Annotated in this window: 20 protein-coding genes; 7 read left to right on the plus strand and 13 right to left on the minus strand. The window is 62.3% G+C overall.

Annotated elements, in window-relative coordinates; translation table 11 throughout:
* Positions 1-14: 14 nt before the first annotated feature.
* From FNU76_RS12760 to tfpB, 4 genes are read right to left on the minus strand one after another with little or no spacing between them, the layout of a single operon-like run.
* Positions 15-239, minus strand: coding sequence for an RNA-binding S4 domain-containing protein (locus tag FNU76_RS12760; protein ID WP_144278557.1), 225 nt, complete (start codon positions 237-239; stop codon positions 15-17).
* The gene (locus tag FNU76_RS12765; protein ID WP_144278558.1) at positions 236-568 is read right to left on the minus strand and encodes a tetratricopeptide repeat protein; all 333 of its coding nucleotides are present in this window, start codon (positions 566-568) and stop codon (positions 236-238) included. The genes FNU76_RS12760 and FNU76_RS12765 overlap by 4 nt, the downstream gene beginning before the upstream one ends.
* Entirely contained in the window at positions 565-1,479 is a 915-nt protein-coding gene (locus tag FNU76_RS12770) for a patatin-like phospholipase family protein (RefSeq protein ID WP_179958101.1), read from the minus strand. The genes FNU76_RS12765 and FNU76_RS12770 overlap by 4 nt, the downstream gene beginning before the upstream one ends.
* Positions 1,480-1,526: 47 nt before the next feature.
* Positions 1,527-3,308 (minus strand): type IV pilus assembly ATPase TfpB, encoded by a 1,782-nt coding sequence (gene tfpB, locus FNU76_RS12775; RefSeq protein WP_144278559.1) that lies wholly within the window; start codon positions 3,306-3,308, stop codon positions 1,527-1,529.
* Between the two features lie 156 nt (positions 3,309-3,464).
* Here tfpB and FNU76_RS12780 point away from each other — a divergent pair, with 156 nt between their 5' ends.
* Together FNU76_RS12780 and FNU76_RS12785 are read left to right on the plus strand one after the other, a co-directional pair.
* Positions 3,465-4,253, plus strand: a complete 789-nt coding sequence (locus tag FNU76_RS12780; RefSeq protein WP_223879003.1) for a TlyA family RNA methyltransferase — start codon at positions 3,465-3,467, stop codon at positions 4,251-4,253.
* A gap of 263 nt (positions 4,254-4,516) precedes the next feature.
* Positions 4,517-6,121, plus strand: coding sequence for an ATP-binding protein (locus tag FNU76_RS12785; RefSeq protein ID WP_179958102.1), 1,605 nt, complete (start codon positions 4,517-4,519; stop codon positions 6,119-6,121).
* Between the two features lie 27 nt (positions 6,122-6,148).
* Here the strand turns inward: FNU76_RS12785 and FNU76_RS12790 are convergent, their stop codons facing one another.
* A complete protein-coding gene (locus tag FNU76_RS12790; protein ID WP_144278561.1) occupies positions 6,149-6,430 on the minus strand; it encodes an Rdx family protein in 282 nt (93 codons plus the stop codon).
* 121 nt (positions 6,431-6,551) lie between these two features.
* On the opposite strand from FNU76_RS12790, the gene FNU76_RS12795 reads away from it, so the two are divergent.
* Positions 6,552-8,567 (plus strand): site-specific recombinase, encoded by a 2,016-nt coding sequence (locus FNU76_RS12795; RefSeq protein ID WP_144278562.1) that lies wholly within the window; start codon positions 6,552-6,554, stop codon positions 8,565-8,567.
* 53 nt (positions 8,568-8,620) lie between these two features.
* On the opposite strand, the gene FNU76_RS12800 is transcribed toward FNU76_RS12795, so the two are convergent.
* From FNU76_RS12800 to FNU76_RS12835, 8 genes are all read right to left on the minus strand, one after another.
* On the minus strand, positions 8,621-9,040 hold the full coding sequence (locus FNU76_RS12800; protein WP_144278563.1) for a DUF5615 family PIN-like protein: 420 nt from the start codon (positions 9,038-9,040) through the stop codon (positions 8,621-8,623).
* On the minus strand, positions 9,037-9,717 hold the full coding sequence (locus FNU76_RS12805; protein WP_223879004.1) for a DUF433 domain-containing protein: 681 nt from the start codon (positions 9,715-9,717) through the stop codon (positions 9,037-9,039). Before FNU76_RS12805 ends, FNU76_RS12800 begins: the two co-directional genes overlap by 4 nt.
* Before the next feature lie 375 nt (positions 9,718-10,092).
* Positions 10,093-10,863, minus strand: a complete 771-nt coding sequence (locus FNU76_RS12810; protein WP_144278564.1) for a lysophospholipid acyltransferase family protein — start codon at positions 10,861-10,863, stop codon at positions 10,093-10,095.
* Between the two features lie 92 nt (positions 10,864-10,955).
* Positions 10,956-13,556 carry a bifunctional diguanylate cyclase/phosphodiesterase gene (locus tag FNU76_RS12815; RefSeq protein WP_144278565.1) on the minus strand — a complete coding sequence of 867 codons (2,601 nt, stop codon included), beginning with the start codon at positions 13,554-13,556 and terminating at the stop codon, positions 10,956-10,958.
* 139 nt (positions 13,557-13,695) lie between these two features.
* On the minus strand, positions 13,696-16,008 hold the full coding sequence (gene topA / locus FNU76_RS12820; protein WP_144278566.1) for a type I DNA topoisomerase: 2,313 nt from the start codon (positions 16,006-16,008) through the stop codon (positions 13,696-13,698).
* 135 nt (positions 16,009-16,143) lie between these two features.
* Positions 16,144-16,605: a Smg family protein gene (locus FNU76_RS12825; RefSeq protein WP_144278567.1), complete on the minus strand. Its 462-nt coding sequence runs from the start codon at positions 16,603-16,605 to the stop codon at positions 16,144-16,146.
* Between the two features lie 40 nt (positions 16,606-16,645).
* On the minus strand, positions 16,646-17,737 hold the full coding sequence (dprA, locus tag FNU76_RS12830; protein WP_223879005.1) for a DNA-processing protein DprA: 1,092 nt from the start codon (positions 17,735-17,737) through the stop codon (positions 16,646-16,648).
* 84 nt (positions 17,738-17,821) lie between these two features.
* Positions 17,822-18,793 (minus strand): LysM peptidoglycan-binding domain-containing protein, encoded by a 972-nt coding sequence (locus FNU76_RS12835; protein ID WP_223879006.1) that lies wholly within the window; start codon positions 18,791-18,793, stop codon positions 17,822-17,824.
* A gap of 215 nt (positions 18,794-19,008) precedes the next feature.
* Here FNU76_RS12835 and def point away from each other — a divergent pair, with 215 nt between their 5' ends.
* From def to FNU76_RS12855, 4 genes are all read left to right on the plus strand, one after another.
* Complete coding sequence (gene def / locus FNU76_RS12840; protein ID WP_144278569.1) at positions 19,009-19,512, plus strand: peptide deformylase; 504 nt, start codon at positions 19,009-19,011, stop codon at positions 19,510-19,512.
* 67 nt (positions 19,513-19,579) lie between these two features.
* Positions 19,580-20,506 carry a methionyl-tRNA formyltransferase gene (gene fmt / locus FNU76_RS12845; RefSeq protein WP_144278570.1) on the plus strand — a complete coding sequence of 309 codons (927 nt, stop codon included), beginning with the start codon at positions 19,580-19,582 and terminating at the stop codon, positions 20,504-20,506.
* A 114-nt stretch (positions 20,507-20,620) separates the two neighbouring features.
* The gene (gene rsmB, locus FNU76_RS12850) at positions 20,621-21,892 is read left to right on the plus strand and encodes a 16S rRNA (cytosine(967)-C(5))-methyltransferase RsmB (RefSeq protein ID WP_144278571.1); all 1,272 of its coding nucleotides are present in this window, start codon (positions 20,621-20,623) and stop codon (positions 21,890-21,892) included.
* A complete protein-coding gene (locus FNU76_RS12855) occupies positions 21,858-22,463 on the plus strand; it encodes a DUF4390 domain-containing protein (protein ID WP_144278572.1) in 606 nt (201 codons plus the stop codon). The genes rsmB and FNU76_RS12855 overlap by 35 nt, the downstream gene beginning before the upstream one ends.
* Positions 22,464-22,468: the final 5 nt, after the last annotated feature.

Below are 22,468 nucleotides of genomic sequence, written 5' to 3' on the forward strand. Positions count from 1 at the left end.
TTAGCGGCTGTTCTTCAAGCGGCAGCCGCCACGACCATGATTTCTTCATCCAATACCCGGACCACGCTGCCGGCGTAGACCTTGCGGGTCTTGCGGCTCTCGGGCTCGCCATCCACTTCGACCAGGCCGTCGGCCACCATCATCTTGGCGGCGCCGCCGGAATGGGCGATGGCGAGGAATTTCAGTAGATTATGCAGCTCGATGTACTCGCCGCGCAGTTCGAAGGTGTGCTGATTCATGCTGTCTTGCCCTTGTTGTCGAGTACGGCCGCGAGGCGCTTGGCGAACACGCCCATCATGCGCGCGGCTTGGATATCGCCGCGTGCTTGTGCGACCGCGATGCCCTGTTGATAGATGTCCCATGCTTGCGCCGGCTGGCCTGCTTCGGCCAACGCTTTGCCCAGCCCCTGCCAGGCGGCCGAATAGTCCGGATCGCGCGCCAGCGCATCGCGATAGAAGTCGGCGGCCCGCTCGGCCTGGCCCGCCTTGAGATAGGCATTGCCCAATGAAAACCGGAGCAAGGGGCCGTCGCGCGGGCCATCCAGCAGCTTTTCCAGTTGTTCTATCATGGATGGCTTGCTTGCCACTTGATGATGGCTTCACGGATGGCCGGCAGGGCGGCCTGGGTGGCTTTTTCGCCTTCCAGGATGGATAAGTGCTTCTGGTCGAAATCGGTCGCGCCGATTTTGCCGATTCTCGGCCGAATGACCACTTCCGCCCGCGCCAACTCCTGTTCTCCCAGCTTCTGCCCCATGATGACCACCGTCTGGTTGAGGATGCCGAACATACCCGCAGCCGGCTTGCCGTTTTGCGCCTTGCTGGAGATATCGACGGCGATCACGATGTCGGCACCCAGTTCACGCGCGGCATCGACCGGTACCGGGCTGACCACGCCGCCATCCACATAACGCTTGGCCGAGATCAGCACCGGTTGGAAAACGCCGGGGATGCTGCACGAGGCACGTACCGCCTGGCCGGTATTGCCGCGCCGGAACACGATGCGCTGGCCGGTATCCAGCTCGGTGGCGACGGCGGCAAAGGGCTTGGGCATTCTCTCGATAGGTCGATTCTTGACCTGCTCGTTGACGTAGTCCTGCAGTTTTTCCCCCTTCACCAGGCCGGTGCCGCCAAAGCTGAAGTCGCGCATCTGCGCCTCGTCCAGCCCGAACGAGCGCTCTTGCAGGGCGAAGCCATCCATGCCGCTGGCGTAAAGGGCGCCGACCAGGCTACCGGCGCTGGTGCCGGCTACCGCCACCGGCGCCAGACCCTGGGCCTCCAGTGCCTTGAGCACCCCGATATGGGCAAAGCCCTTGGCGGCTCCGCCACCCAGGGCAATGCCGATGCGGGGAACGCGTAGCGGCTTGGGTGGCGTGAACTCGCCGGCATGTGGCGAGGCCTCGGCGAGCGGGGGCGATGCCGGCGGCTTGGCGCAGGCGACCAGCAATAGGGGGAGAGCCAGCAGCAGGGAACGACGTTGCATAGAGATCAATCAAGAAAAGAGGCACCGGCGAGGGTGCGAGGTTCGGGTCATTCGATTCCGGATGGAACCACTTTCAGTACTTCTTCCAGCGTGGTCTGCCCGGCGGCGATCTTCTGGGCGCCGGCCAGTTTGAGCGGCTTGAGGCCATCCTTGATGGCCTGGTCCTTCAGCGCGCCCGGATGGGCCTCGGTGGCGATCAGGCGGCGCAGCTCCTGGCTCATGGATAGCATCTCGTACAGACCGATCCGGCCCAGGTAGCCGGTGTTGCGGCATTCCAGGCAACCGACCGCCTTGCAGGCGGTTTTCGGCACGGGGGCCTTCCATGGCGCGACCAGTGCGTTCCATTCCGCCTCCATGGGCGCGCCCGGCTGTTTGCAGTGCGGGCAGAGGGTGCGCACCAGCCGCTGGGCCATGACGCCCACCAGGGTGGAACTGACCAGATAGGGCGGTACGCCCAGCTCCATCAAGCGTGTCACCGCGCTGGGCGCATCGTTGGTGTGCAGGGTGGACAACACCAGGTGACCGGTCAGGGCGGCCTGGATAGCCATATCGGCGGTTTCGCGGTCGCGGATTTCACCGATCATGATGATGTCCGGGTCCTGCCGCAACAGGGTGCGCACGCATTCGGCAAAAGTCAGGTCGATCTGCGGTTGCACCTGCAATTGGTTGAACGAAGTTTCTATCATCTCGATCGGGTCTTCGACGGTACAGACGTTGACCTCCTCGGTGGCCAGCTGTTTGAGCGTGGTGTACAGCGTGGTGGTCTTGCCGGAACCGGTGGGTCCCGTTACCAGCACGATACCGTGCGGCTGGCGCACATAGCCCTGCCAGTTGGCCTGGTCTTCCGGGCCGAAGCCCAGCGAGGCGAAATCCTTGACCAGGATGGCCGGGTCGAAGATACGCATCACCAGCTTTTCGCCAAAGGCGGTAGGCATGGTCGAAAGCCGCAGCTCGATTTCGCGGCCATCCGGCGACTTGGTCTTGACCCGTCCGTCCTGGGGCCGGCGTTTCTCCGCCAGGTCCATGCGGCCAAGTACCTTGATGCGCGATATCAGCGCATTCATCACCGAGGGCGGCACCTGGTAAACGGCGTGCAACAGCCCATCGATGCGGAAGCGCACATGGCCCGCATCGCGGCGCGGCTCCAGGTGGATATCGGAAGCGCGCTGCGCGAAGGCGTACTGGAACAGCCAGTCGACCAGGGCGACGATATGGTGATCATTGGCATCGACATTGCCGGTGCGTCCAAGTTGCACCAGCTGCTCGAAACTGGCCAGGCTGGACTGCGGACCGCTTTGCGCCACCGCCTGCTTGACGAAGCGCGACAGATTGTAGAATTCGGGCAGGTAACGGTTGATCTCTTCCGGATTGGCCAGCACGCGTTTGATGCTGCGCTTGAGAATCCGGGCCAACTCGTCCTCCCATTCGCGGACGAAGGGTTCCGCGGTGGCCAGGGTGACCGAGCCCATATCGACCGACACCGGCAGGATGGCGTAGCGGCTGGCGTAGCCATGGCTGACCACGCCGGCAACACTGGCGACGTCGATCTTCAGGGGGTCGATATGCAGCCAGGGCAGGTCGATTTTGTTGCCCAGCCAGTTTCCCAGCCATTCCACGTCCATGCGCTCGCCGGTCTTCAGGCTCTGCCAACCCTGCGGCGCGATCGAGACAAAAGGATGGGTCTTGCCGTGCGCGGATGTCCGGGCCGGTATCAGGAAGGCGCTGGCGGTGTCGGACGGGACGTGGCCCTCCTCCGCCAAGGCTTCTACGATGGCCTTGATGGACAGGCGGTGATCGCCATGGCCGCGTATGGGGAGAAATTTTTTCATTTTTTTTAAAGCGATTTTCGCGGAATGGCGGTATTTAAGCCGTTTTCCGGCAAATTGTCGCGAACACCCGCCCTGCGGTGCCCGTAAACCCCGTTGCTACGGTGGCACGGCCGTCGGAAAACCACCTGCGCGGTACGAATGACATAAAATTACGTCATGACCAATATGATCCGTGCCGATATGCTCCTCACCGAGCGTGGCCTTGCCTCCTCCCGTACCGCCGCCCAGCAGCAGATTGCCGCCGGTCGGGTTTTTCAACTCGACGCCGGCCGCCGTAGCCCCGTCAGCAAGGCCAGCCAGAAACTGCTGGCCGATACACCCCTGGAAGTGGAGCCCGACCCCGCCGACCGTTACGTCTCGCGCGGCGGCCTCAAGCTGGCCGGTGCGCTGGCGCACTGTGGCCTCGCCGTCGAGGGCTGGCGCTGCCTGGACGTGGGCATTTCCACCGGTGGGTTTACCGACTGCCTGTTGCAGGCCGGGGCTGCCTCGGTGGTGGGCGTGGATGTCGGTCATGGCCAATTGCATCCGCGTCTGGCGGCCGATACGAGGGTCACCCAGTTCGAGCGGGCCAATGCCCGTGCGCTGGATGCCGACACCATGCTGGCAGCCAATGGCAAGGAGGGCTATGACCTGCTGGTGGCGGACCTGTCCTTTATTTCGCTCACCCTGGTGCTGCCCACGGTGGTACCCCTGATTCGGCCGGGCGGTCGCTTGCTTTGCCTGGTGAAGCCGCAATTCGAAGTGGGCCGGGACCATATCGGCCGGGGCGGCATTGTGCGCGATCCCGTCTTGTATGCGGCGGTGCGCGAGAAGCTGGAGACGGCGGTAGGCGAACTGGGGCTGACGGTTTTGGACTGGCTCGACAGCCCGATCACCGGCGGCGACGGCAATCGCGAGTTTTTCCTGCTGGCCAGCGCACCGGCCACCGTAGTCATTGAAAAATAAGCAGAACTAATAATCTGGATGGACAGTCACATCAGTAGTATCCTCTAATTAACTGGCAAGTTTGCCAGGCTGAGATTCGAACCGGCTTATTCGCCGGGCAGGCTATGCTTGTAGTAGCGCGTCGTTGCCGAAGGAACGGGTAGAGGTCGGCGGCGAAAAGCGTGGGAATGCCAAAACAGTTCGTGCCAACGAGCACGGGCAAGGGATTCACGGGCGTAGCCAAGCCCCGCGTCACTGCAGGCGCGAGATCGGAGGACTGTGTCATGACGGCCAGGAAAGTGCTCTACCTCGAGGACAATCCCCTCGATATCACCTTGACCCAGAATGCCTTGCAGCGGGTGGGTGTCGAGCTGGAGATCCATATCGCCAACAATGGCGAGGATTACCGGGCCGCCCTGGGTCGGGAGGGCTACGACCTGGTGATCTCCGATAGCAGCGTGCCAGGTTGCGAGGGACACGAAGCTCTCTGGCTGGCGCAACGTATCCAGCCCGGTGTCCCCTTCCTGTATTTCAGCGGCCATGCCGACGAACTCCACGCCGAAGCCAGCCTGGAAGCAGGGGCGGTGGATTACATCGACAAGCACGATCTCTGGCGGCTCAAGCACACGGTACGCAAGCTGTTCGACCGTCCGCCGGCAGACGCCGGCGCCGACGGGCTTTATCTGCATAGCCGTCGCCAGATGCGCCTGGTGCAGGCGGTGCAGGCGCTATCGACCGCACGCCGGCTGGAAGACGTGATGGCCGTAGTGAGCACCGTCGCGCGCGAACTGGTGCTGGCCGATGGCGCGACCTTTGTCTTACGCGAAGGCGATCAATGCCTGTATGCCGACGAGGATGCGCTGGGCCCGCTATGGAAAGGCCAACGTTTCCCCATGGGCAACTGCATCAGCGGCTGGGTCATGCTCAATGGCCGGCAGGCCGTGATACCCGATATCTATGCCGATGATCGGATTCCTCGCGAACTCTACCGCGCCACCTTCGTAAAAAGCCTGGTCATGACGCCGGTCAGCCATGGCGAGACGGTTGCCGCGATCGGCACCTACTGGGCGCAAGCCCATTTGCCGGATGCCGAGGAAACCGCCTTGCTGCAAACCCTGGCGGATACGGTGGCGATGGCGTTGGAAAATGTCCGCTACCTGCGCGAGCTGGAGCAGAAGGCGCAGGACCGGACCACCGGCCTTTCCGCCATCCAGCAAGAGTTGGAAGCGTATAGCTATGCGGTCTCGCACGATCTGCGGGCACCCTTGCGGACGATCAACGGTTTCAGCAATATCTTGTTGGAAGAGCATCTGGCCAAGCTGCCAGAAGAGGGACGCCATTACCTGCTGCGCATCTGCGCCGAGGCGGCCCGCATGAACGAGCAGATCGATGACCTGCTCAAGCTATTCAAGTTGTCCGGCCATCTGGTGCGGCGGGAACGTACCGATCTGGCCCTGCTGGCCAGCCAGGTGGTGGTCCGGCTGCGTAGCCGCGACCCCAAACGCAAGGCCGCCGTCAACATTGCCAGCACGCTGCCGATCAATGCCGACAAGGCGCTGGTGTTCAGCTTGCTGGAGCAATTGATAGGCAATGCCTGGAAATTCTCCGGCCGGCAGGTGCATGGGCAGATCGAGATCGGCATGCAACCCGCAGCGGACGGTGGGGAAGTATTCTTTGTCCGTGACAACGGCATCGGCTTCGATGCGACGCGTGTCGACAAGCTGTTCGTCCCCTTCCAGCGCTTCCATCGGGAATCCGATTTCCCCGGTACCGGCATCGGCCTGGCGATCGCCCAGCGTATCGTGCACCGCCATGGCGGGCGGATCTGGGCCGAATCGGAACCGAACCGGGGCAGCTGTTTTTATTTCACCCTGCCGGAAACTAACTGAGCGAAGCGCGGTCAGCGCTAAAGCGGCTCAGGCGCTCCGCTCACTATGTCCTAGCGCCTTGTCCGGCGCGATCACGTCGCGCACCCGCTGTTTGAGTTCGGCGGCGTCCGGGAAGCCTTGGTCGGCTTTGCGCTCCCAGACCGTCACGCCGTTCGCCAGTACCTCGAAAACGCCGCCCGTTCCAGGTTGCAAGGCGACTTCGCCAATATCCTGCTCGAAGGTGGACAGCAATTCCTGCGCCAGCCAGGCGGCACGCAGTAGCCAGCGGCATTGCGTGCAATAGCGGATTTCGATACGGGCTTTGCCCATGTTGCTTTCTCCATAGATGCAAGGAATCGATCATGCCGGTGCCCAAGCGCGCGATCGGTTCCGCGACTGCTTGACGACTTTTCATGTTAAAACCCAAGGACCCGCACAGAATAGCTCGCCTATGACCCAGACTGCTTCGCTCGAAACAGCCCTGCAGCTTATCGTTGCAGCCGGCAAGACCGCTACGGCGGGACCATTGGCCGGCTTGGTGGCCGCCATTCGCCCTCGTCGTGCCGACGACCACGATCATCCCGTCAATACCCTGCGGTCACTGGCATTTCTGCTCAATCAACGGCAGGACTACCGGCGCAGCCTGCGCGAATATCTATTGGAGCTGATCGGCACCCGCCGGCAGCTGCACCTGTACACCGATACCGGCATTCTTTCCAACGAAGGCTTGTGGAGCGCCTTTGTGCGCAGGCTGGGCGAAAAGCTGCTGCCGGCCGAGTATCGCGACGATTATCTCAAGGATGTGCTGGGCAAGATATTTTCCCGCCATGATGATTATCTGTGGGTGCAGGCCGTCCCGGATACGGTCTGGCTGGAAGTTTGGCGCGCCATGCGCTTCGACGAGGGCAGCCACGGCGGCGACGCACGCAATACCCGGCTGGAACTGATCGAAGCCGCCCAGGTGTTGTCCTTCCGGATATCGGCCATCGGGCTGGAGCCGGAGCTGGTTCGCAACCATCCTGCCATCGAGCAGTTCGAATCGCCTTTCCTGACCCAGAATGTCGCCTTGCGCGACTATCTGGAATGCTACAAGGCACGCTTGATCGACGCGTCCGCGCTGCACGAGGACGACAGCCATGTGCGTATCCTGCTGGGCCAGTGCGAAGTGATCATCACCAAGCTGCGCAAGACCGCCGCGCAGGAAGGCGTGAGCATCAGCCTGACCTATCTGATGGTAAGGCTGCAGCAGCATATCGCCCGCCTCTGGCTGGTACTCGATCTATTGGCGCCCGAGCAGGGCAGCCGGGTGCCTATTCTGGCCGTGCAGTTCTGCAAGCAATTGGTGGAGGCCGACAACCGCAAGACCAGCCTGCGCGATCTGTTCTCCAACAATACCGATCTGCTGGCCTTGCAGATCACCGAGCACGCGGGCCGTACCGGCGAGCATTACATTGCCGGCAACCGCGCCGAATGGAAGTCCATGGCACGCTCGGCCATGGGGGCCGGCCTGATCGTCGGTTTCATGGCCATCCTCAAGATTCTCACCGCCAAGCTCAAGCTGGCGCCGCTGATCGAGGCTTTTGCCTTCAGCATGAATTATTCGCTGGGCTTTATGCTGGTGCATATCCTGCACTTCACCATCGCCACCAAGCAGCCCGCCATGACGGCGGCCCGGATCGCCGCCAGCATCGAACAGCATGGCATTAAAGGCGAGGACCGGCTGGATACCTTGGCCGGCCTGATCGAAGCGGTGGCGCGTACCCAGTTCATCGCCATTCTCGGCAATGTCGCCTTGGCCATTCCCACCTCCTTCGCCATCGCGCTGGCGGTAAAGTATGGTCTGGGCGAAGTCTGGGTCACGCCGGAAAAAGCCCACCATCTGCTGCACGATATCGATCCTTTCCACAGCCTGGCCCTGCCGCATGCGGCCATCGCCGGCTGCTGCCTGTTCCTGGCGGGACTGATCTCCGGCTATTACGACAACAAGGCGGTCTACAACCGCATCCCTGAACGGCTGATGCAACTGGGCTGGCCACGCCGGCTGTTTGGCGAAGCGCGCTGGCAGCGGGCCTGCCGCTATATCGAAAACAATCTGGGCGCCCTGGCCGGTAATTTCTTCTTCGGCATCATGCTGGGCTCGATGGGCACGGTGGGCTATCTGCTGGGCTTGCCGCTGGATATCCGCCATATCACCTTCTCGTCGGCCTTCCTGGCCTACTCGGCGGTAGCGCTGGACTTCCAGTTGGGCTGGGAGGTGTGGACCCTGTCCATCGTCGGGATCGTATTGATCGGCCTGACCAACCTGGCCGTCAGCTTCGGCCTGGCCCTGTTCGTGGCCATGCGCTCGCGGCGGATTCGCTTTGTGGATGGCTGGGCGTTGACGCGGCGGTTGCTGAGGCGCTTTGTCCGTGCGCCGCAGCGGTTCTTTATTCCGCCGAAGGATCAGGCGGCAAACGGGGGGACATAGGCGAGCCGGACAACACGGATACGCAGCGTGTACGATGTGGTTCGCTTAGTGAGTTAAGCCGGGTGCGGAATGGTGTAGGTCTTTAGTTTGACGGCGCCATCTTCGGCTTCGCTTACCTCAAGTGCGGTATTGATCAAGTCATTCAAACCCGCCAGCTCACTCAGCACGATTCCAAATAGGTCGTGTTGACGAGCCAAATCCATCACTTGCGCCGAGTTCAAGCAGATCAAGCCCGCGTGGATCGGCTGCTTGGCATGGAGCCCGCCGGGGTGTCCTGAACTGCCTCGGAAATCGATCGAGTTATTAGTAACAAAGGTGAAGTCATTCGCCACTACATGTTCGATCAATCTCCAGTCCTTCGTTCCAGCCAAGCCGCGATAACGGATACAGGTTGACTCAAGATAGCCAGCGTCAATAGCACGCTGCACCAGCTCGGGCGAGAGGCACTCGTCTATAAGTAGCTTGAATGTCACGCCCGAGCAGTCCTTACGATTCGCTCGGTACGTAGTTGTAGCTCAGGATAGGCCTCGGCAAGATTCCTAGGCCGCCCTCGGCGAGGGTGAACTTGCATATAGGTGCGTGCTGCTGCTAGATGAGCTTTCGTAAGAAATGGATACGAGGTGCACAAGCGATCCAGAGCAATGCCCTTGTCGAGAGATGCCAGCACAATGTCGACTGGAACGCGAGAGCCTGCAAAGACGGGGACGCCGCCCAAGATTTCAGGGTCTGTAACTACCAGTGCATCTGCCTGGTCGACTTCTTTCATGCGTGCAAGTGTTTTGGCGATGAATGGGGCCACATCAATCTCCACGGAAGATTGCGTTACTTTCCAGCTCATTTCGGCAGGCAAAAAAATCAGCGTGTAGACATCGTTCTTGCAACATAGACGTTCGACACGGTCGGTCAGTTCCGCGAGTACTAGCCGCCGGGCTGCGGGCAAAAGCGTATCCTCGGTGCCAAAGTAGAACCTGGCAAAAGCAGCCGATAGTCTAGTGAACAGGCGACGACCACGCTCGTGTTGCTCGAAAAGTTTGGCTGGCACGATCTGGTCATCGACCATGCGATTGACCTGCCGATCTGAAAGTTCAGCGAGGTACGCGGCTTCTGCAGTGGGAACGAAAACTGGCCGATTTGACATGATGATATCCATCCGAGTGTTCGGAAGAATAGTATGCCGAAAAGCCTATTAAACGTACAGCGTGTGGAAAACCAACTGGAAGCAGCCAGCCTACTACCCACTCCTATCGCAGGTAGAGCATCATGCTCCCTAAACGGAAAGCCCCCTCGCGTGTGGAGGGGGCTTCGGAAAGTGGGCTACCTGGAGTTGGCGTATTTGAGAATACGCTTACGATCATGATGGCATTATCGCAACTACTACCCAGGTGGTGATGAGCGCTTAGGCCTCTGCCATCACTGCACGAAAAGCATAGCAAGAGTGTTATTTGTGCACAATTCGTAAACCGCGCTTGTTGAACAGGTGTGCTCCCCCCGACCTCACCGATGCGACCGTATAAGGAGCGCGCCCCTACCCCGCAAACGCCGGATCATCCCGTCGCAACTGCGCTTCGATCAGCGCATAGACCTTATCCCGCAGAGCCGGCAAATCGGCCTCGGTAAGCCCCGTGGTGGGGATGGGCGGCAGCCAGCGGAAGATCACCCGGCCTGGCCGCAGCATCAGCGTATTGGGCGATTGCACGCCGCGCATATTGAGCTGGACGAAGGGCTGGATGGGCGCCTGGGCGGCGATGGCGAAGCGGAACGGGCCGTCGCGGAAGGGTTGCAGCGGGGTGGCGCCGCGATTGCGGGTGCCTTCCGGGAAGATGAACACCGGCCAGCCGCGGCCCAGTGCGGCGCTCAGGATGGCGATACTGCGTTGGCGGCTTTCCGGCGAATCGCGCGTGACCAGCACGGCAAAGCTCTTGATGATAAAACCCAGCAGCGGAATGCGGGCGAACTCCTGCTTGGCCAGGACCTTGACGGGCTGGGCACAGGCGATGGCGCAGACCGGCATATCCAGCACATTGCAGTGATTGCCGATGATGACCGGTGCCGGTTGCCAGGCTGCCTGGCCCTCGATGCGTACCCGGATGCCGGTCAGCAGCGACCAGACGCGCATGGAGACGCGGTTGACCGCATACATCACGGTCAGGCGGCGACGTTCATCGAGCAGGAAGGCCGGGAGGTAGAAGGGGACAACGGCGGCGAGGCCGAGCGTGAACATCAGCCCGACATAAATGCTGTAAATCGCCTGGATAATGCGCATGGCGGGTAACTCAATCTGGGTGAAAACGCCCATTCAACCTCACCGACGAGGCGCCCTCGCAAAGAAGAGGGTGGGGGGAGGAAGCAAAATCGCGGTGGGCATTCTGGGGCATTTGGACGTGCGTATCAAACCTTGCCGTCCAGACCCAGCTGCAAGTGCAGTTCGCACACGCCGGCCGGGACCGGCTCGCAGAAGTGGAAGCCCTGCATTTTTTCCACGCCCAGCCCTTGCAGAAAACGGGCGGCCTCCAGGGTTTCCACGCCCTCCACCACCACGTCCAGGCCAAGCGCGTGCGACATCTGCACGATGGCCTGCATGATGCGGCGGCCCGACTCATTGTTGAGCCGTGCGGTGAAACTGAGGTCGACCTTGAGGATGTCGATGGGCATATCGTGCAGCTGCGACAAGGACGAGTAGCCGGTGCCGAAGTCATCGATGGCGATCCGGAAACCCGATTCATGCAGCTGCTTCAAATGGCGCGACTGCCTGGCGTGGTCGGTCAGGGCCAGGCTTTCGGTAATCTCCACCACCACATCGTGCGGACGCAGGCCGTATTCCTCGACCATGCTGATCAGATTGCGGACGAAGCGAGGAGAAAACAGCAGGTTGCGCGAGACATTGAGAGCCAGCGGTTGCTTGAAACCCCGGGCGCGCCAACCACGCAACTTGGTGAGCGCCTGCACGATGATCTGTTCGGACAGCTCGCTGATCAGGCCGAGTTTTTCCGCCATGGGGATAAACAGCTGTGGCGTGATCCAGCCGGCCGTATCGTCGTGCCAGCGGGCCAGGGCCTCGATGGACGTCACTTCACCGCTGCGGGCATTGACGATGGGTTGGTAGAACACCTGCAGTTCGTTGTTGAGGATGGCGTGGTTGAGGCGGGTCTGCACCGCCATATGTTCGCGGCCTATGCTCTTGAGATGGACGATGTCGCCGTAGAACTGCACATTGTTCCGGCCCATCGCCTTGGCGTGGTACATGGTGCTGTCGGCGGCGCGCAGCAGGGCTTCGGCATTGTCGGCATTGTCGGGGAAGACCGCCATGCCGATGGAAATGGTCGGGCGGGTTTCTATCCCTTCCAGGACCACGCCTTGGCGGGCGATTTCACGCAGCCGTTCGGCCACCTGGCTGAGCGTGACCAGATCGGGCAGGTCAGGCAGCATCACGATGAACTCATCGCCGCCCCAGCGGGCAAGCACGTCTTCTTCGCGCAGGACCGAACGGATCTGCCGCGCCAGCGTCGCCAGGACCTGGTCGCCGGCCTGGTGGCCGAAGGCGTCATTGATCTGCTTGAAATGGTCCAGGTCGATAAAGCCCAGCGCAACCCGCGTGCTATGGCGCTTGGCGCGCGACAGGGCCTGGTTGAGCAGATCGTCCAGCAAGACCCGGTTGGGCAAGCCGGTGAGGCTATCGTAGAGCGCTAGCTGGCGGATATGCGCTTCGCTCAGGTGGGCCGTGGTGACATCGCGCAGCACGCCGCGCAGGCCGTGCGGCTGGCCATCGGCGCCCCAGTTCGGCAGCAGCCGGGCTTCCAGCCAGAGCGGCTCGGCGCCTTGGCGCAGCAGCCGAAAGCGGGCCGAGACCGGTTCGCCCGCGCGCAGTACTTCGGCGAAGGCGCGCAGCAGGACGTCGTGGTCTTCCTCGTGGACAAAATTGGTCAGCGGCTGGGCCAGATCGAGCCGGCCGGCGTTCGGCCAGACCCGCAGGGTGGCCCAGGCTGCCGATAGCCGGGTGAGGTGGCCGGTCGGAGTCAGCTCGATCACGGCTTCTTCCAGCTGGTCCAGGGTTTCTACCATGGCCCGCCGGCGGGCTTCTTCGCGCATCAGTTCGGAAACGTCGCGGATCAGCGCCACGGCATTGCGGCGGCGGCCATCTTCGCTGGGCACTGCTTGCAACCGGCCGATGCAGTAGATCGCGCCTTCCAGGCGGGGCAGGGTGAATTCGAACTGTTCCCGCGCTTCGCTGGCCAGGGCCTGCGGCAACGCCTGCCCCAGGGCCCAGGCCATATCCTGCGGAAACGCCAGGTCCAGCGGCAGGCCGACCAGGCTGGCGCTCGGCAGGGCGGGATGGTGCGACCAGACGTTCACCACGATACCGGCGGAGTCCAGCTCGAACACCATATCCTCGGTGGCGCCCACCAGCGTGGACAGCCGTAGCGCGTTGACGCCCATGCGCTGTTCGGCTTGTTGGCGTACCAAGGCCAAGGCCAGGTAATTGGCCAGGGTGGCCAGGAATCGCGGTTCGCCGGAGATTCGCCGCCGCGGCGCATCCAGATAGGCCAGGGCGAGGAAGCCGATCAACTCGCCGGCATCCAGCAGGGGGACGCACAGCAGATGCTGCACGCCGACCGGGCCGAGCATGACCTGGGTGGCGGGCAACAATTCGCTGACGCGCCGTTCCAGCATCAGGCCGGCGGACAGGGTCTCGTGCAGGTCGCGGTAAAGGCGGTAATCGAGGCGGGCCAGCGATTCGGCGGCATGGCCGGGTAGTTTGATCGAGCCGCGCCAGGCACCGATATAGTCGGCGCGCAGGCTGCCGGCACCATGCCGGTAGAGCGCGGCCGCATCGGCCTCGGCGGCGCAGCCGATGGCGGCAAGCGCGCGTTCGAGGGCGTCGCGGCTGGCGTCCGTGATCAGTTGGCCAGCCGCATCCAGCGCTTCAAGATAGTCGCGGGTGGTGTTGCCTAGTGGTGCGGTGGTGTCGTCGAGGTCGCGACGGGCATTCATGATTGGGCTCTCCTGCCCGGTGCGGGGCAAGCGAACATCTTACTCTCGAAATGACGACAACATGTGATGGGCAAAATGCCAAAACGGCTGGATCAAGCGGTAACAAGGGCTCGGCGCCATGGCGCGAGCCCCTTGCCGCTTACTCGGCCGCTTCCGCCGCCTCGGCTTGCGCGGCCAGTTGGTCCGGCGTCATCACCACCTCGGCATGGCCGCATTCCTTCTGCGGACAAACTTTTTCCAGTCCGCGACGCTTGGTGGTCTTGAGTGTCATGACCGGCCATTTGCACTTGGGGCAGCTTTCCGCGATGGGCGGGTTCCAGGTGGCGTAGGTGCATTTCGGATAAGTATTGCAACTGTAGAACAGTTTGCCGTAGCGCGACTTGCGTTCGATCAGCATGCCGGCATTGCAGCTGGGGCAGCTGACGCCCGTGTCCTTCGGCTTCTCCAGCGGCTCGATATGCTTGCACTTCGGGTAGTTGGCGCAGCCGATGAACTTACCGTAGCGGCCGGTCTTGACGATCAATTGGCCACCGTCGTTCGGACAGACGCGGTCATCGATGACCTGCACCACTTCTTCCGCCTTTTGCTCGGCGGTTTCATTCATATCGCGGGTGTAATCGCACTCGGGATAGCCGGTGCAGCCGACAAAGCGGCCGCGCTTGCCCAGCCGCACGGTGAGTTGCTTGCTGCACTTGGGACAGGCTTCGTCCAGCGCCTCGTGGGTGACTTCGCTGCGCTTGAGCGACTTCTTTTCTTCCACCTGGGCCGAAAAACCGGTCCAGAACTCTTCCATCACCGGGATCCAGTCACGCTCGCCGTTCGAGATCTCGTCCAGCTTGTCTTCCAGCTTGGAGGTGAACTGGTAATCGACGTATTGGGCAAAATGGTCGGTCAGGAACTTGTTGACCACCTCGCCGGTATCGGTCGGCAGGAAGCGTTTTTTATCGAGATTGACGTACTCGCGGTCCTTCAGCGTCTTGATGATGGAGGCGTAGGTGGAAGGGCGGCCGATCCCGAATTCTTCCAGGGCCTTGACCAGCGAGGCTTCCGAGAAGCGCGGCGGCGGCTGGGTGAAATGCTGCTCGCCGAACAGCTTGTCCACCGGTACCGATTCGCCCGCTTCCAGCACGGGCAGCTTGGCGCTGTCTTCATCCTCGGCGTCGTCCACGTCTTCTTCGTAGACGGCCAGGAAGCCCGCGAAGACCAGCACTTGGCCGCTGGCGCGGAACACCGCTTCGCCGACCGTGATATCGATGCCGGTGGTATCGAAGCGGGCCGGCGCCATCTGCGAGGCCAGGGTGCGCTTCCAGATCATTTCGTACAGCTTGAACTGCTCGGCGCTCAGGTAGGACTTGACCGAGGCGGGCGTGCGCAGGATGGAAGTGGGGCGGATCGCCTCGTGCGCTTCCTGGGCGTTCTTGGATTTGTTCTTGTAAGTCACCGGGTTGGCCGGCAGCGATTCGGCATCGAAATTCGCGCCGATATAGTCGCGGATCTCGGCTACGGCCTCCGCGGCCAGCGCTACCGAGTCGGTACGCATATAGGTGATCAAGCCGGCGGTGCCGTCGCTCAGGGCGATACCTTCGTACAGCTGCTGCGCGGTACGCATGGTGCGGTCGGTGGTCATGCCCAGCTTGCGCACGGCTTCCTGCTGCATGGTCGACGTGGTGAAGGGGGCTGTCGGGTTGCGTGTCTTGCGCTTCTTTTCGACATTGGCCACGGTCGCCGGCTTGCCTTCCAGGGCAGCCAGGATCTCGGCTTGGGTGGCCTCGTCGGGCACATCGAATTGTTCCAGCCTCTTGCCGCGCCACTCATTGAGCTTGGCGCCGAACTTGGTCTTGCCCTTATGGCTGTCCAGATGGACGGACCAGTATTCCTGGCTGACAAAGGCCCGGATCTCAAGCTCGCGCTCGCAGATCAAGCGTAAGGCCGGGCTCTGTACCCGGCCCGCGGACAGGCCGGACCGGACCTTGCGCCACAACAGCGGCGAAAGATTGAAGCCGACCAGATAGTCAAGCGCGCTGCGCGCCTGCTGGGCATTGACCAGGTGGTTGTCCACATCGCGCGGATTGGCCACGGCGGCCAGCACCGCCGACTCGGTGATTTCGTGGAATACCACCCGCTTGACCAGCTTGTTGGTCAAGGCCTTCTTGCCGTGGAGGATTTCCAGCAAGTGCCAGGAGATCGCTTCGCCTTCGCGGTCCGGGTCGGTTGCCAGGAAGACGTTCTTGGCCGCCTTGGCCGCGCTGACGATGGCGTCCACATGCTTGGCGTTCTTGGCGATCACTTGGTACTTCATGGCAAAGCCATTGTCGACCTCGACCGAGCCATCCTTGCGAATCAGACCCCGCACATGACCGTAGGAGGCCAGGATTTCGAAATCGCTGCCCAGGTATTTTTTCAGTGTTTTCGCCTTGGAGGGCGATTCTACGATCAACAGATTGTCTGCCATGCGGGCTCCGCTAGCGGCGATGATTGGAGTGCGCGCAGCCCGACTTGCGAGGCGGGCTGCGTTGCGATGTTAGGGGTAATTTAGGTGTGCGGACAGGATTTTCCAATGCCGTCCGCAGCAAGCAGCGCGGGCAGCTTAGTGCATTTGCCCGTCGGATTCCGCGAACAGAAGCTCTTCGATCAGCAGATTCGCCAGATCGTCGCCCTGCCGCCACAACACCATCAGCGCAACGCGCTTGACGGCTTCCTCGTCGATGGATTGAGCGTTGCTCTGCATCAGGCGGTCTATCAGCATTTCGCGCTGGCCCGTGCCGAGTGCCCCCGAACTCGACAAGTAATGAAAGAAAGCCTGTGCCTCGGGTTGCAGGCGGTTGGCTTCCCTGGGGTGCAGCAAACGCGGCAATACCGCCTCGCGCGCATCCAGCAAGGCGTAGGGCGCATTGTCCAATTCGTCGAACTCGTTCAGCCAGGCGAGCGCCTCGCCGATCTCGTCCTCGTCGAAGCCTGCCGCCGAAAGTTGCTTGGCCAGCGTGCCGCGATCAGGACAGTTCTCAAGCGAGAAATACTGTTCGAAGAGAAAGGCGAGGACATCGAACATCGAGCGGGAAACCTTTGGTGTAGCGGTGAACGATAAGTAATCAAACCAGGCGCTGATAGCGACCGCCGGGCAATTTGGCGACCTGTCCCATCATCTCTAGCGACAACAGCATCGCGTAGACCTGCTCGGGCGTCAAGCCGGCCCGCGCGGTCAGGGTGTCGATATCGAGCGGGTCGTGCCCCAAGGCCGCCAGCAGGCTGGCTTGCGCGGTATCGGGCAAGTTTGCCTGCGCGGCGCATCGGGCAGGGCTTGTGACTGTCGGCGACTCGCCCAGTTCCTCCAGAATGTCGACGGCCTGCTCCACCAGCTTGGCGCCCTGCTTGAGCAATTGGTGGCAGCCCTTGGCCAGCGGAGAGTGGATGGAGCCCGGTATCGCGAACACTTCACGGCCCTGTTCGGCCGCTTCTCGGGCAGTGATGAGGGAGCCGCTCTGCAAGGCCGCTTCCACCACCAGCACGCCGCGTGCCAGGCCGGAAATCAGGCGGTTGCGGCGGGGGAAGTTGCCGGGGCGGCCGGGGGTGCCCAGCGGAAATTCCGAGAGCATCAGTCCTTCCGCCGCGATACGGTGCGCCAGCGCATGGTTGCTGGCCGGGTAGACGATATCCAGGCCGGTGCCCACCACTGCGATGGTGGCCCCGCGACCGGCCAGGCCGCCGCGATGGGCGGCCGTGTCGATGCCCAGGGCCAGGCCGGAAACGATGCACCAGCCGCGTTGCGACAGGTCGCGGGCGAAGGCCTCGGCATTGCGCAGGCCTTGCGGCGTTGCGTTGCGGCTACCCACCACGGCGAGGATCGACCTGTTCAATAGCGCCGTATGGCCCTTTGCGTATAGCAAGGGTGGTGGGTCGGCAATCTGCAGCAGCTGCGCGGGATAGTCGGTATCGGCCAAGGTAAGCAGGTGGTTGCCCGGCTGTGCCAGCCAAGCGTGTGCGTGCGCCAGCATGGAAGCCGGAGGGCCTTGCTCGAGGGCGTGGGTAAGCTTGGGCGGGAGATGCCGCGCGAGGGCGGCGGTACTGGCGGACAAGATCCGGTCGGGCGAGCCGAAGGCGGTCAGCAGGCGAATCGCGTGGCTGGGACCTATCCCCGGAGTCAGGACGAGTCTCAGCCAGGCTTCGCTGTCGGAGTCGGGCAAGGCGGCCTCCTTTGGACGGGGCGTGGCAAATTCCACCACCCCCGCACGGATACTTACGGCCTGCCTTGCCTTGTTGCTCCCTGCTTACGGTTTGCGGACGATGTCCAGCAGGTTGATAGGTACGGTGCTGTCCAGCAACAGGCCATAGGACAGCTTGGGGAAGACGCGATAGATGTAAACATTGCCGGATTTTTCCGGCAGGGTCATCTTGCCCTTGTCCGCGCTGGTCTCCACGCGGATCTGGCGTGGCGCCTTGTAGGACAGCAATACATGTCCCGGGTGCAGCCCATCGCGCTCGCCCTTGTTGATGGCGACGGTGGTATAGGGGCCTGCATCGTTCACGCCACCGTAGATCGAGATGACCTTGCCGCTGACATCGGCATCCGGCACATGCGGGATATAATTGGCGTATTCACGGCGCGGGCGCTGGATCAGCCGATCGCCGATGGCGACTTCCTGAACCACGCGGCTCACCTGCAGGGTGCTGACGTCGGCAACCTGCTTGACGATGGCATCGCCGACATACTGCACTTCGTAGCCCAGCAGTTCCTTGGTATCCGGATCGCGCAATTCCTTGCCGCCGTGGAAAATCTGCCATTGATCGCCTGAATTGCCGGTAATGCCGGTGGCGTAAGCCTTGTCGCCGGTGGACATGGTGACATGGTCGTCCGGACCGAGGGCGATGCGCGGGGCCAGTTTGAAGGCTTGCTCATCGATGATCAGCGGCTTGGCCAGATAGGGCTCGATGGCGCTGGCAGGGATGGCTGGCGCGGCTTGCGGATCGAACTGGGTGATGCGGATGCGTGGATCCAGCTTCATCTTGCTGCGGCGACCGTCGTTCTTTTCATTGCCCAGTAGCCGCAGGCGGGGATTGCCGTTGACCATGTCGAGCACGATCACGTCACCGGGATAGATCCAGTGGGGGTTCTTGATTTCGTCCTTGTTCATATTCCAGATCTGTGGCCATTTCCACGGATCTTTCAGGAACTTCCCGGAAATGTCCCACAACGTATCGCCTTTGACGACGACGTAGCGGTCCGGGGCGTTCTCCTGCATGCGGAGTTCGTCTGCCGAAGCTGGCAAAAGCGCCGCCAGCGTTATAATGGCGGCAGGAACGAGACGGGAAATGAGTTTGGCGCGTAAAGGTGAAACAGACTGGCGCATGGTTTGGCTTCCTTGTTTGGCCGGGCCTTGGCTAAGTGTTTTATGCTGGAGGCATGTAAACCAATTACTCAAATTCTGCATCTAAATACTTAGGCTAGCAAGAAAATATGGCGATTCTGAATATCCTGCATTATCCCGACGAGCGCTTGCATAAAGTTGCGCGGCCGGTTGAAAAAGTCGGCGACGATATCCGCAAGCTGATCGACGATATGGCCGAGACCATGTACCAAGCGCCCGGCATCGGCTTGGCGGCCACCCAGGTGGACGTGCATAAGCGCGTTATCGTGGTCGATATCAGCGAGGACAAGACCGGTTTATTGGGCCTGGTCAATCCGCGTATTGTTGCATCGGACGGCAAGGCGATGTTCGAAGAGGGCTGCCTGTCGGTGCCCGGCATCTACGAGGAAGTCGAACGCGCCGAACATATCGTGCTCGAAGCGCTTGATCGCGACGGCAAGGCGGTGCGCATCGAAGCGACCGGGCTACTGGCGATCTGCATACAGCATGAGATGGACCATCTCGACGGCAAGGTCTTCGTCGAAAAGCTGTCGCGCTTGAAGCAGACGCGCATTCTGTCGCGGCTGAAGAAAAACCAGCGCAAGACCTTGTGACGGGTTTGGGGGCGCCGATAGGCGCCCCGCTCGTTTAGCCCTCCCCAACGCCGGATAGGCAGACCCGATGAAACTGATTTACGCAGGCACGCCCGATTTTTCGGCCGCAGCCCTTCAAGCCCTGATCGATGCCGGCCATGAGATCGTACTGGTATTGACCCAGCCGGACCGTCCGGCCGGGCGCGGCATGAAGTTGTTGGCCTCGCCGGTCAAGCAGCTGGCCGAGCGTCACGGCATCCCCGTCTACCAGCCGGAAAAATTGCGCAGCGCCGAACAGCAGGCGCCGCTGGCGGCGCTGGCGGCCGACGTGATGGTGGTCGCCGCCTATGGCCTGATCCTGCCCCAGGCGGTGCTGGATATGCCGCGCCTCGGCTGCCTCAATATCCACGCCTCGCTATTGCCGCGCTGGCGCGGCGCGGCGCCGATCCAGCGGGCGATCCAGCTGGGCGACGAGGAGACCGGCATCACCATCATGCAGATGGACGCCGGCCTCGATACCGGCGCGATGCTGAGCCGCCATATCGTGCCGATCGCAGCGGACGATACCAGCCGCAGTCTGCACGACAAGCTGGCCTTGGCCGGTGCCGGCGCCATCGTGGCGGCGTTGGCCGATTTGCCTACCCTGCAGGCAGGCGCAACACCGCAGCCCGCCGAAGGCGTGAACTATGCTGAGAAGATCCGCAAGGATGAGGCCGCCATTGACTGGAGCATGCCGGCGCGGGATATCGCCAGGCGTATACGGGCATTCGATCCTTTCCCCGGTTGTACCGCGCGGCATGGCGATGAGCTGATCAAGTGCTGGGCCGGCGTGGCGGTTGACGGACAGGCCGGCGCCAAGCCGGGCAGCGTGCTGGCCGTCGACGACGGCGTGCTGGTGGCGACCGGGCAAGGTGCGGTCCGTTTGAGCGAGCTGCAGCGACCGGGCGGCAAGCGCCTGGCTGCGCGGGAGTTCCTGGCCGGCGGCAAACTGGCGGTGGGCGACGTATTGAAATGAAACAGATCGGCCGGCGCGGCGTATCGTGCCGGCGGTCCGCCCGGTAGTCGGGGCGGCCTGGAAATTCCACTTCGGCAGGGCAAGCCGCCCTGTCTCACCGCAAGACCTCATAATATGTTCCTGACTCAAAGCTTGGCCGGCGAGGCCGTCGCCGCAGTGCTGGCCGGCCGCAATCTCACCGATACCATGGGCCGCCAGCGGCATGCCCACCCCGAACTGGAGCCGCGCCAGCGCGCAGCCATCCAGGATGTGACCTACAGCACCCTGCGGCGCTATGGCGAAATCGATTTCATCCTGACCAAGCTGCTGAACCGGCCGGATACCGATCCGGCCGTGCGTGCCCTGTTGGCGGTCGCTATCTACCAATTGGCCTGGGACCGTGCCGCGCCCTATGCGGTGGTCGATCACGCCGTGAATGTCGCCAGCCAATTGAACGGCGGCTTCGCCAAGGGCATGGTGAACGGCCTGCTCCGTAATTTCCTGCGCCACAAGGATGCCTTGCTGGCCGAGGCAGCGCAGGACGGCAAGGCACGCTGGAATCATCCGACCTGGTGGGTGACCGCCATGCGCGAAGCCTATCCGGCCGCCTGGAAGGCAGTGTTGCACGCCAATAACCAGCATCCGCCGATGAGCTTGCGGGTCAATGTCCGCAAAACCGGGCGCGACGACTATCTGGCGCAGTTGCAAGCGGCCGGTATGTCGGGCGAGGCGTTTGGCACGGTGGGTATCCGCTTGCAGCAGCCGGTGCCGGTAGACAAATTGCCGGGCTTCTTCGACGGCTACTGTTCGGTGCAGGATATCGGCGCGCAATGGGCCGCGCCCTTGCTCGACGTCGCCGACGGCATGCGGGTATTGGATGCTTGCTGCGCCCCCGGCGGCAAGACCGGCCATCTGCTGGAACTGGCCGAGCTTGAACTGACGGCCCTGGACCTGGACAGGGGTCGGCTCAAGCGCGTCGGCGACAATCTGGCGCGCTTGGGTCTGCAAGCCGATCTGCGGGTGGGCGACGCCAGCCAGCCGGCCGGCTGGTGGGACGGCCAAGCATTCGACCGCATCCTCGCCGATGTCCCTTGCTCCGCCAGCGGCGTGGCGCGTCGCCATCCCGACATCAAATGGTTGCGCCGACCCGACGATTTCGCGCAATTTGCCACGCAACAGAGTGCAATGCTGGCCGCGCTGTGGGGCTGCCTCAAAGCGGGTGGTAGACTGCTTTACGTTACCTGTTCGGTGTTCCCGCAGGAAAACCAACAACATGTTGCCGAGTTTCTACGGCGTCATCCCGATGCTCGGCAACTTCCCTTACCGGCGGCCTTGCCTGTAAACGGTCAATTGCTGCCAAACGATCAACACGATGGCTTTTTTTACGCGCTGCTTGCCAAGGATTGAACCACGCTGCCTGCTTGTCTGGCTGTGCGCGGCGATCTGCTGCCTACCGCTCTGGGCGGGTGGCGGCATCCAGCTGGAGTCGGCCGCCGGGGTGGAGCATGAGGGTAAGTTCAGCCTGGATGCGCGTTTTTTGGTGACACTCGATGCCATCCAGGAAAACGCCTTGCTGGCCGGCGTGCCACTGACTTTCTCGGTCGAGTTCACCTTGACCCGGCCGCGCTGGTACTGGGCCTGGCGGCGGGTGGCCGATTGGTTCGACCCCACCGCGCGGATCGAGTACAAACTTTCCTATCACGCGCTGACCCGCAGCTACCGCGTGAGCGTGGGCACCCTTTATCAGAGCTTCGATACCCTGGATGGCGCCCTGCACAGCCTGGGCGTGATTCGCGATTGGTCCGTGGCTGAACGCGGGGCCGTCTCGCGGCGGCTGGACAGCCGCTTTGCCGGTGAGCTGCAGATGCGGCTGGACACCAGCAAACTGCCCAAGCCCCTGCAGCTGAGCCTGTTGGGCGAAGCCGACTGGAAGCTGGAATCCGACCCCCTGCTGGTCGAGTTCGTCGAAGCGAAATAAGAGCC

The sequence above is a fragment of the Chitinimonas arctica genome (assembly GCF_007431345.1).
GTDB lineage: Bacteria > Pseudomonadota > Gammaproteobacteria > Burkholderiales > Chitinimonadaceae > Chitinimonas > Chitinimonas arctica.

Excerpts from the sequence above, each read along its gene's own strand:
- FNU76_RS12760 (WP_144278557.1), bottom strand. The coding sequence starts at position 239 with ATGAATCAGCACACCTTCGAACTGCGCGGCGAGTACATCGAGCTGCAT.
- FNU76_RS12765 (WP_144278558.1), bottom strand. The coding sequence starts at position 568 with ATGATAGAACAACTGGAAAAGCTGCTGGATGGCCCGCGCGACGGCCCC.
- FNU76_RS12770 (WP_179958101.1), bottom strand. The coding sequence starts at position 1,479 with ATGCAACGTCGTTCCCTGCTGCTGGCTCTCCCCCTATTGCTGGTCGCC.
- tfpB (WP_144278559.1), bottom strand. The coding sequence starts at position 3,308 with ATGAAAAAATTTCTCCCCATACGCGGCCATGGCGATCACCGCCTGTCC.
- FNU76_RS12780 (WP_223879003.1), top strand. The coding sequence starts at position 3,465 with ATGACCAATATGATCCGTGCCGATATGCTCCTCACCGAGCGTGGCCTT.
- FNU76_RS12785 (WP_179958102.1), top strand. The coding sequence starts at position 4,517 with ATGACGGCCAGGAAAGTGCTCTACCTCGAGGACAATCCCCTCGATATC.
- FNU76_RS12790 (WP_144278561.1), bottom strand. The coding sequence starts at position 6,430 with ATGGGCAAAGCCCGTATCGAAATCCGCTATTGCACGCAATGCCGCTGG.
- FNU76_RS12795 (WP_144278562.1), top strand. The coding sequence starts at position 6,552 with ATGACCCAGACTGCTTCGCTCGAAACAGCCCTGCAGCTTATCGTTGCA.
- FNU76_RS12805 (WP_223879004.1), bottom strand. The coding sequence starts at position 9,717 with ATGGATATCATCATGTCAAATCGGCCAGTTTTCGTTCCCACTGCAGAA.
- FNU76_RS12810 (WP_144278564.1), bottom strand. The coding sequence starts at position 10,863 with ATGGGCGTTTTCACCCAGATTGAGTTACCCGCCATGCGCATTATCCAG.
- FNU76_RS12815 (WP_144278565.1), bottom strand. The coding sequence starts at position 13,556 with ATGAATGCCCGTCGCGACCTCGACGACACCACCGCACCACTAGGCAAC.
- topA (WP_144278566.1), bottom strand. The coding sequence starts at position 16,008 with ATGGCAGACAATCTGTTGATCGTAGAATCGCCCTCCAAGGCGAAAACA.
- FNU76_RS12825 (WP_144278567.1), bottom strand. The coding sequence starts at position 16,605 with ATGTTCGATGTCCTCGCCTTTCTCTTCGAACAGTATTTCTCGCTTGAG.
- FNU76_RS12835 (WP_223879006.1), bottom strand. The coding sequence starts at position 18,793 with ATGCAGGAGAACGCCCCGGACCGCTACGTCGTCGTCAAAGGCGATACG.
- def (WP_144278569.1), top strand. The coding sequence starts at position 19,009 with ATGGCGATTCTGAATATCCTGCATTATCCCGACGAGCGCTTGCATAAA.
- fmt (WP_144278570.1), top strand. The coding sequence starts at position 19,580 with ATGAAACTGATTTACGCAGGCACGCCCGATTTTTCGGCCGCAGCCCTT.
- rsmB (WP_144278571.1), top strand. The coding sequence starts at position 20,621 with ATGTTCCTGACTCAAAGCTTGGCCGGCGAGGCCGTCGCCGCAGTGCTG.
- FNU76_RS12855 (WP_144278572.1), top strand. The coding sequence starts at position 21,858 with ATGGCTTTTTTTACGCGCTGCTTGCCAAGGATTGAACCACGCTGCCTG.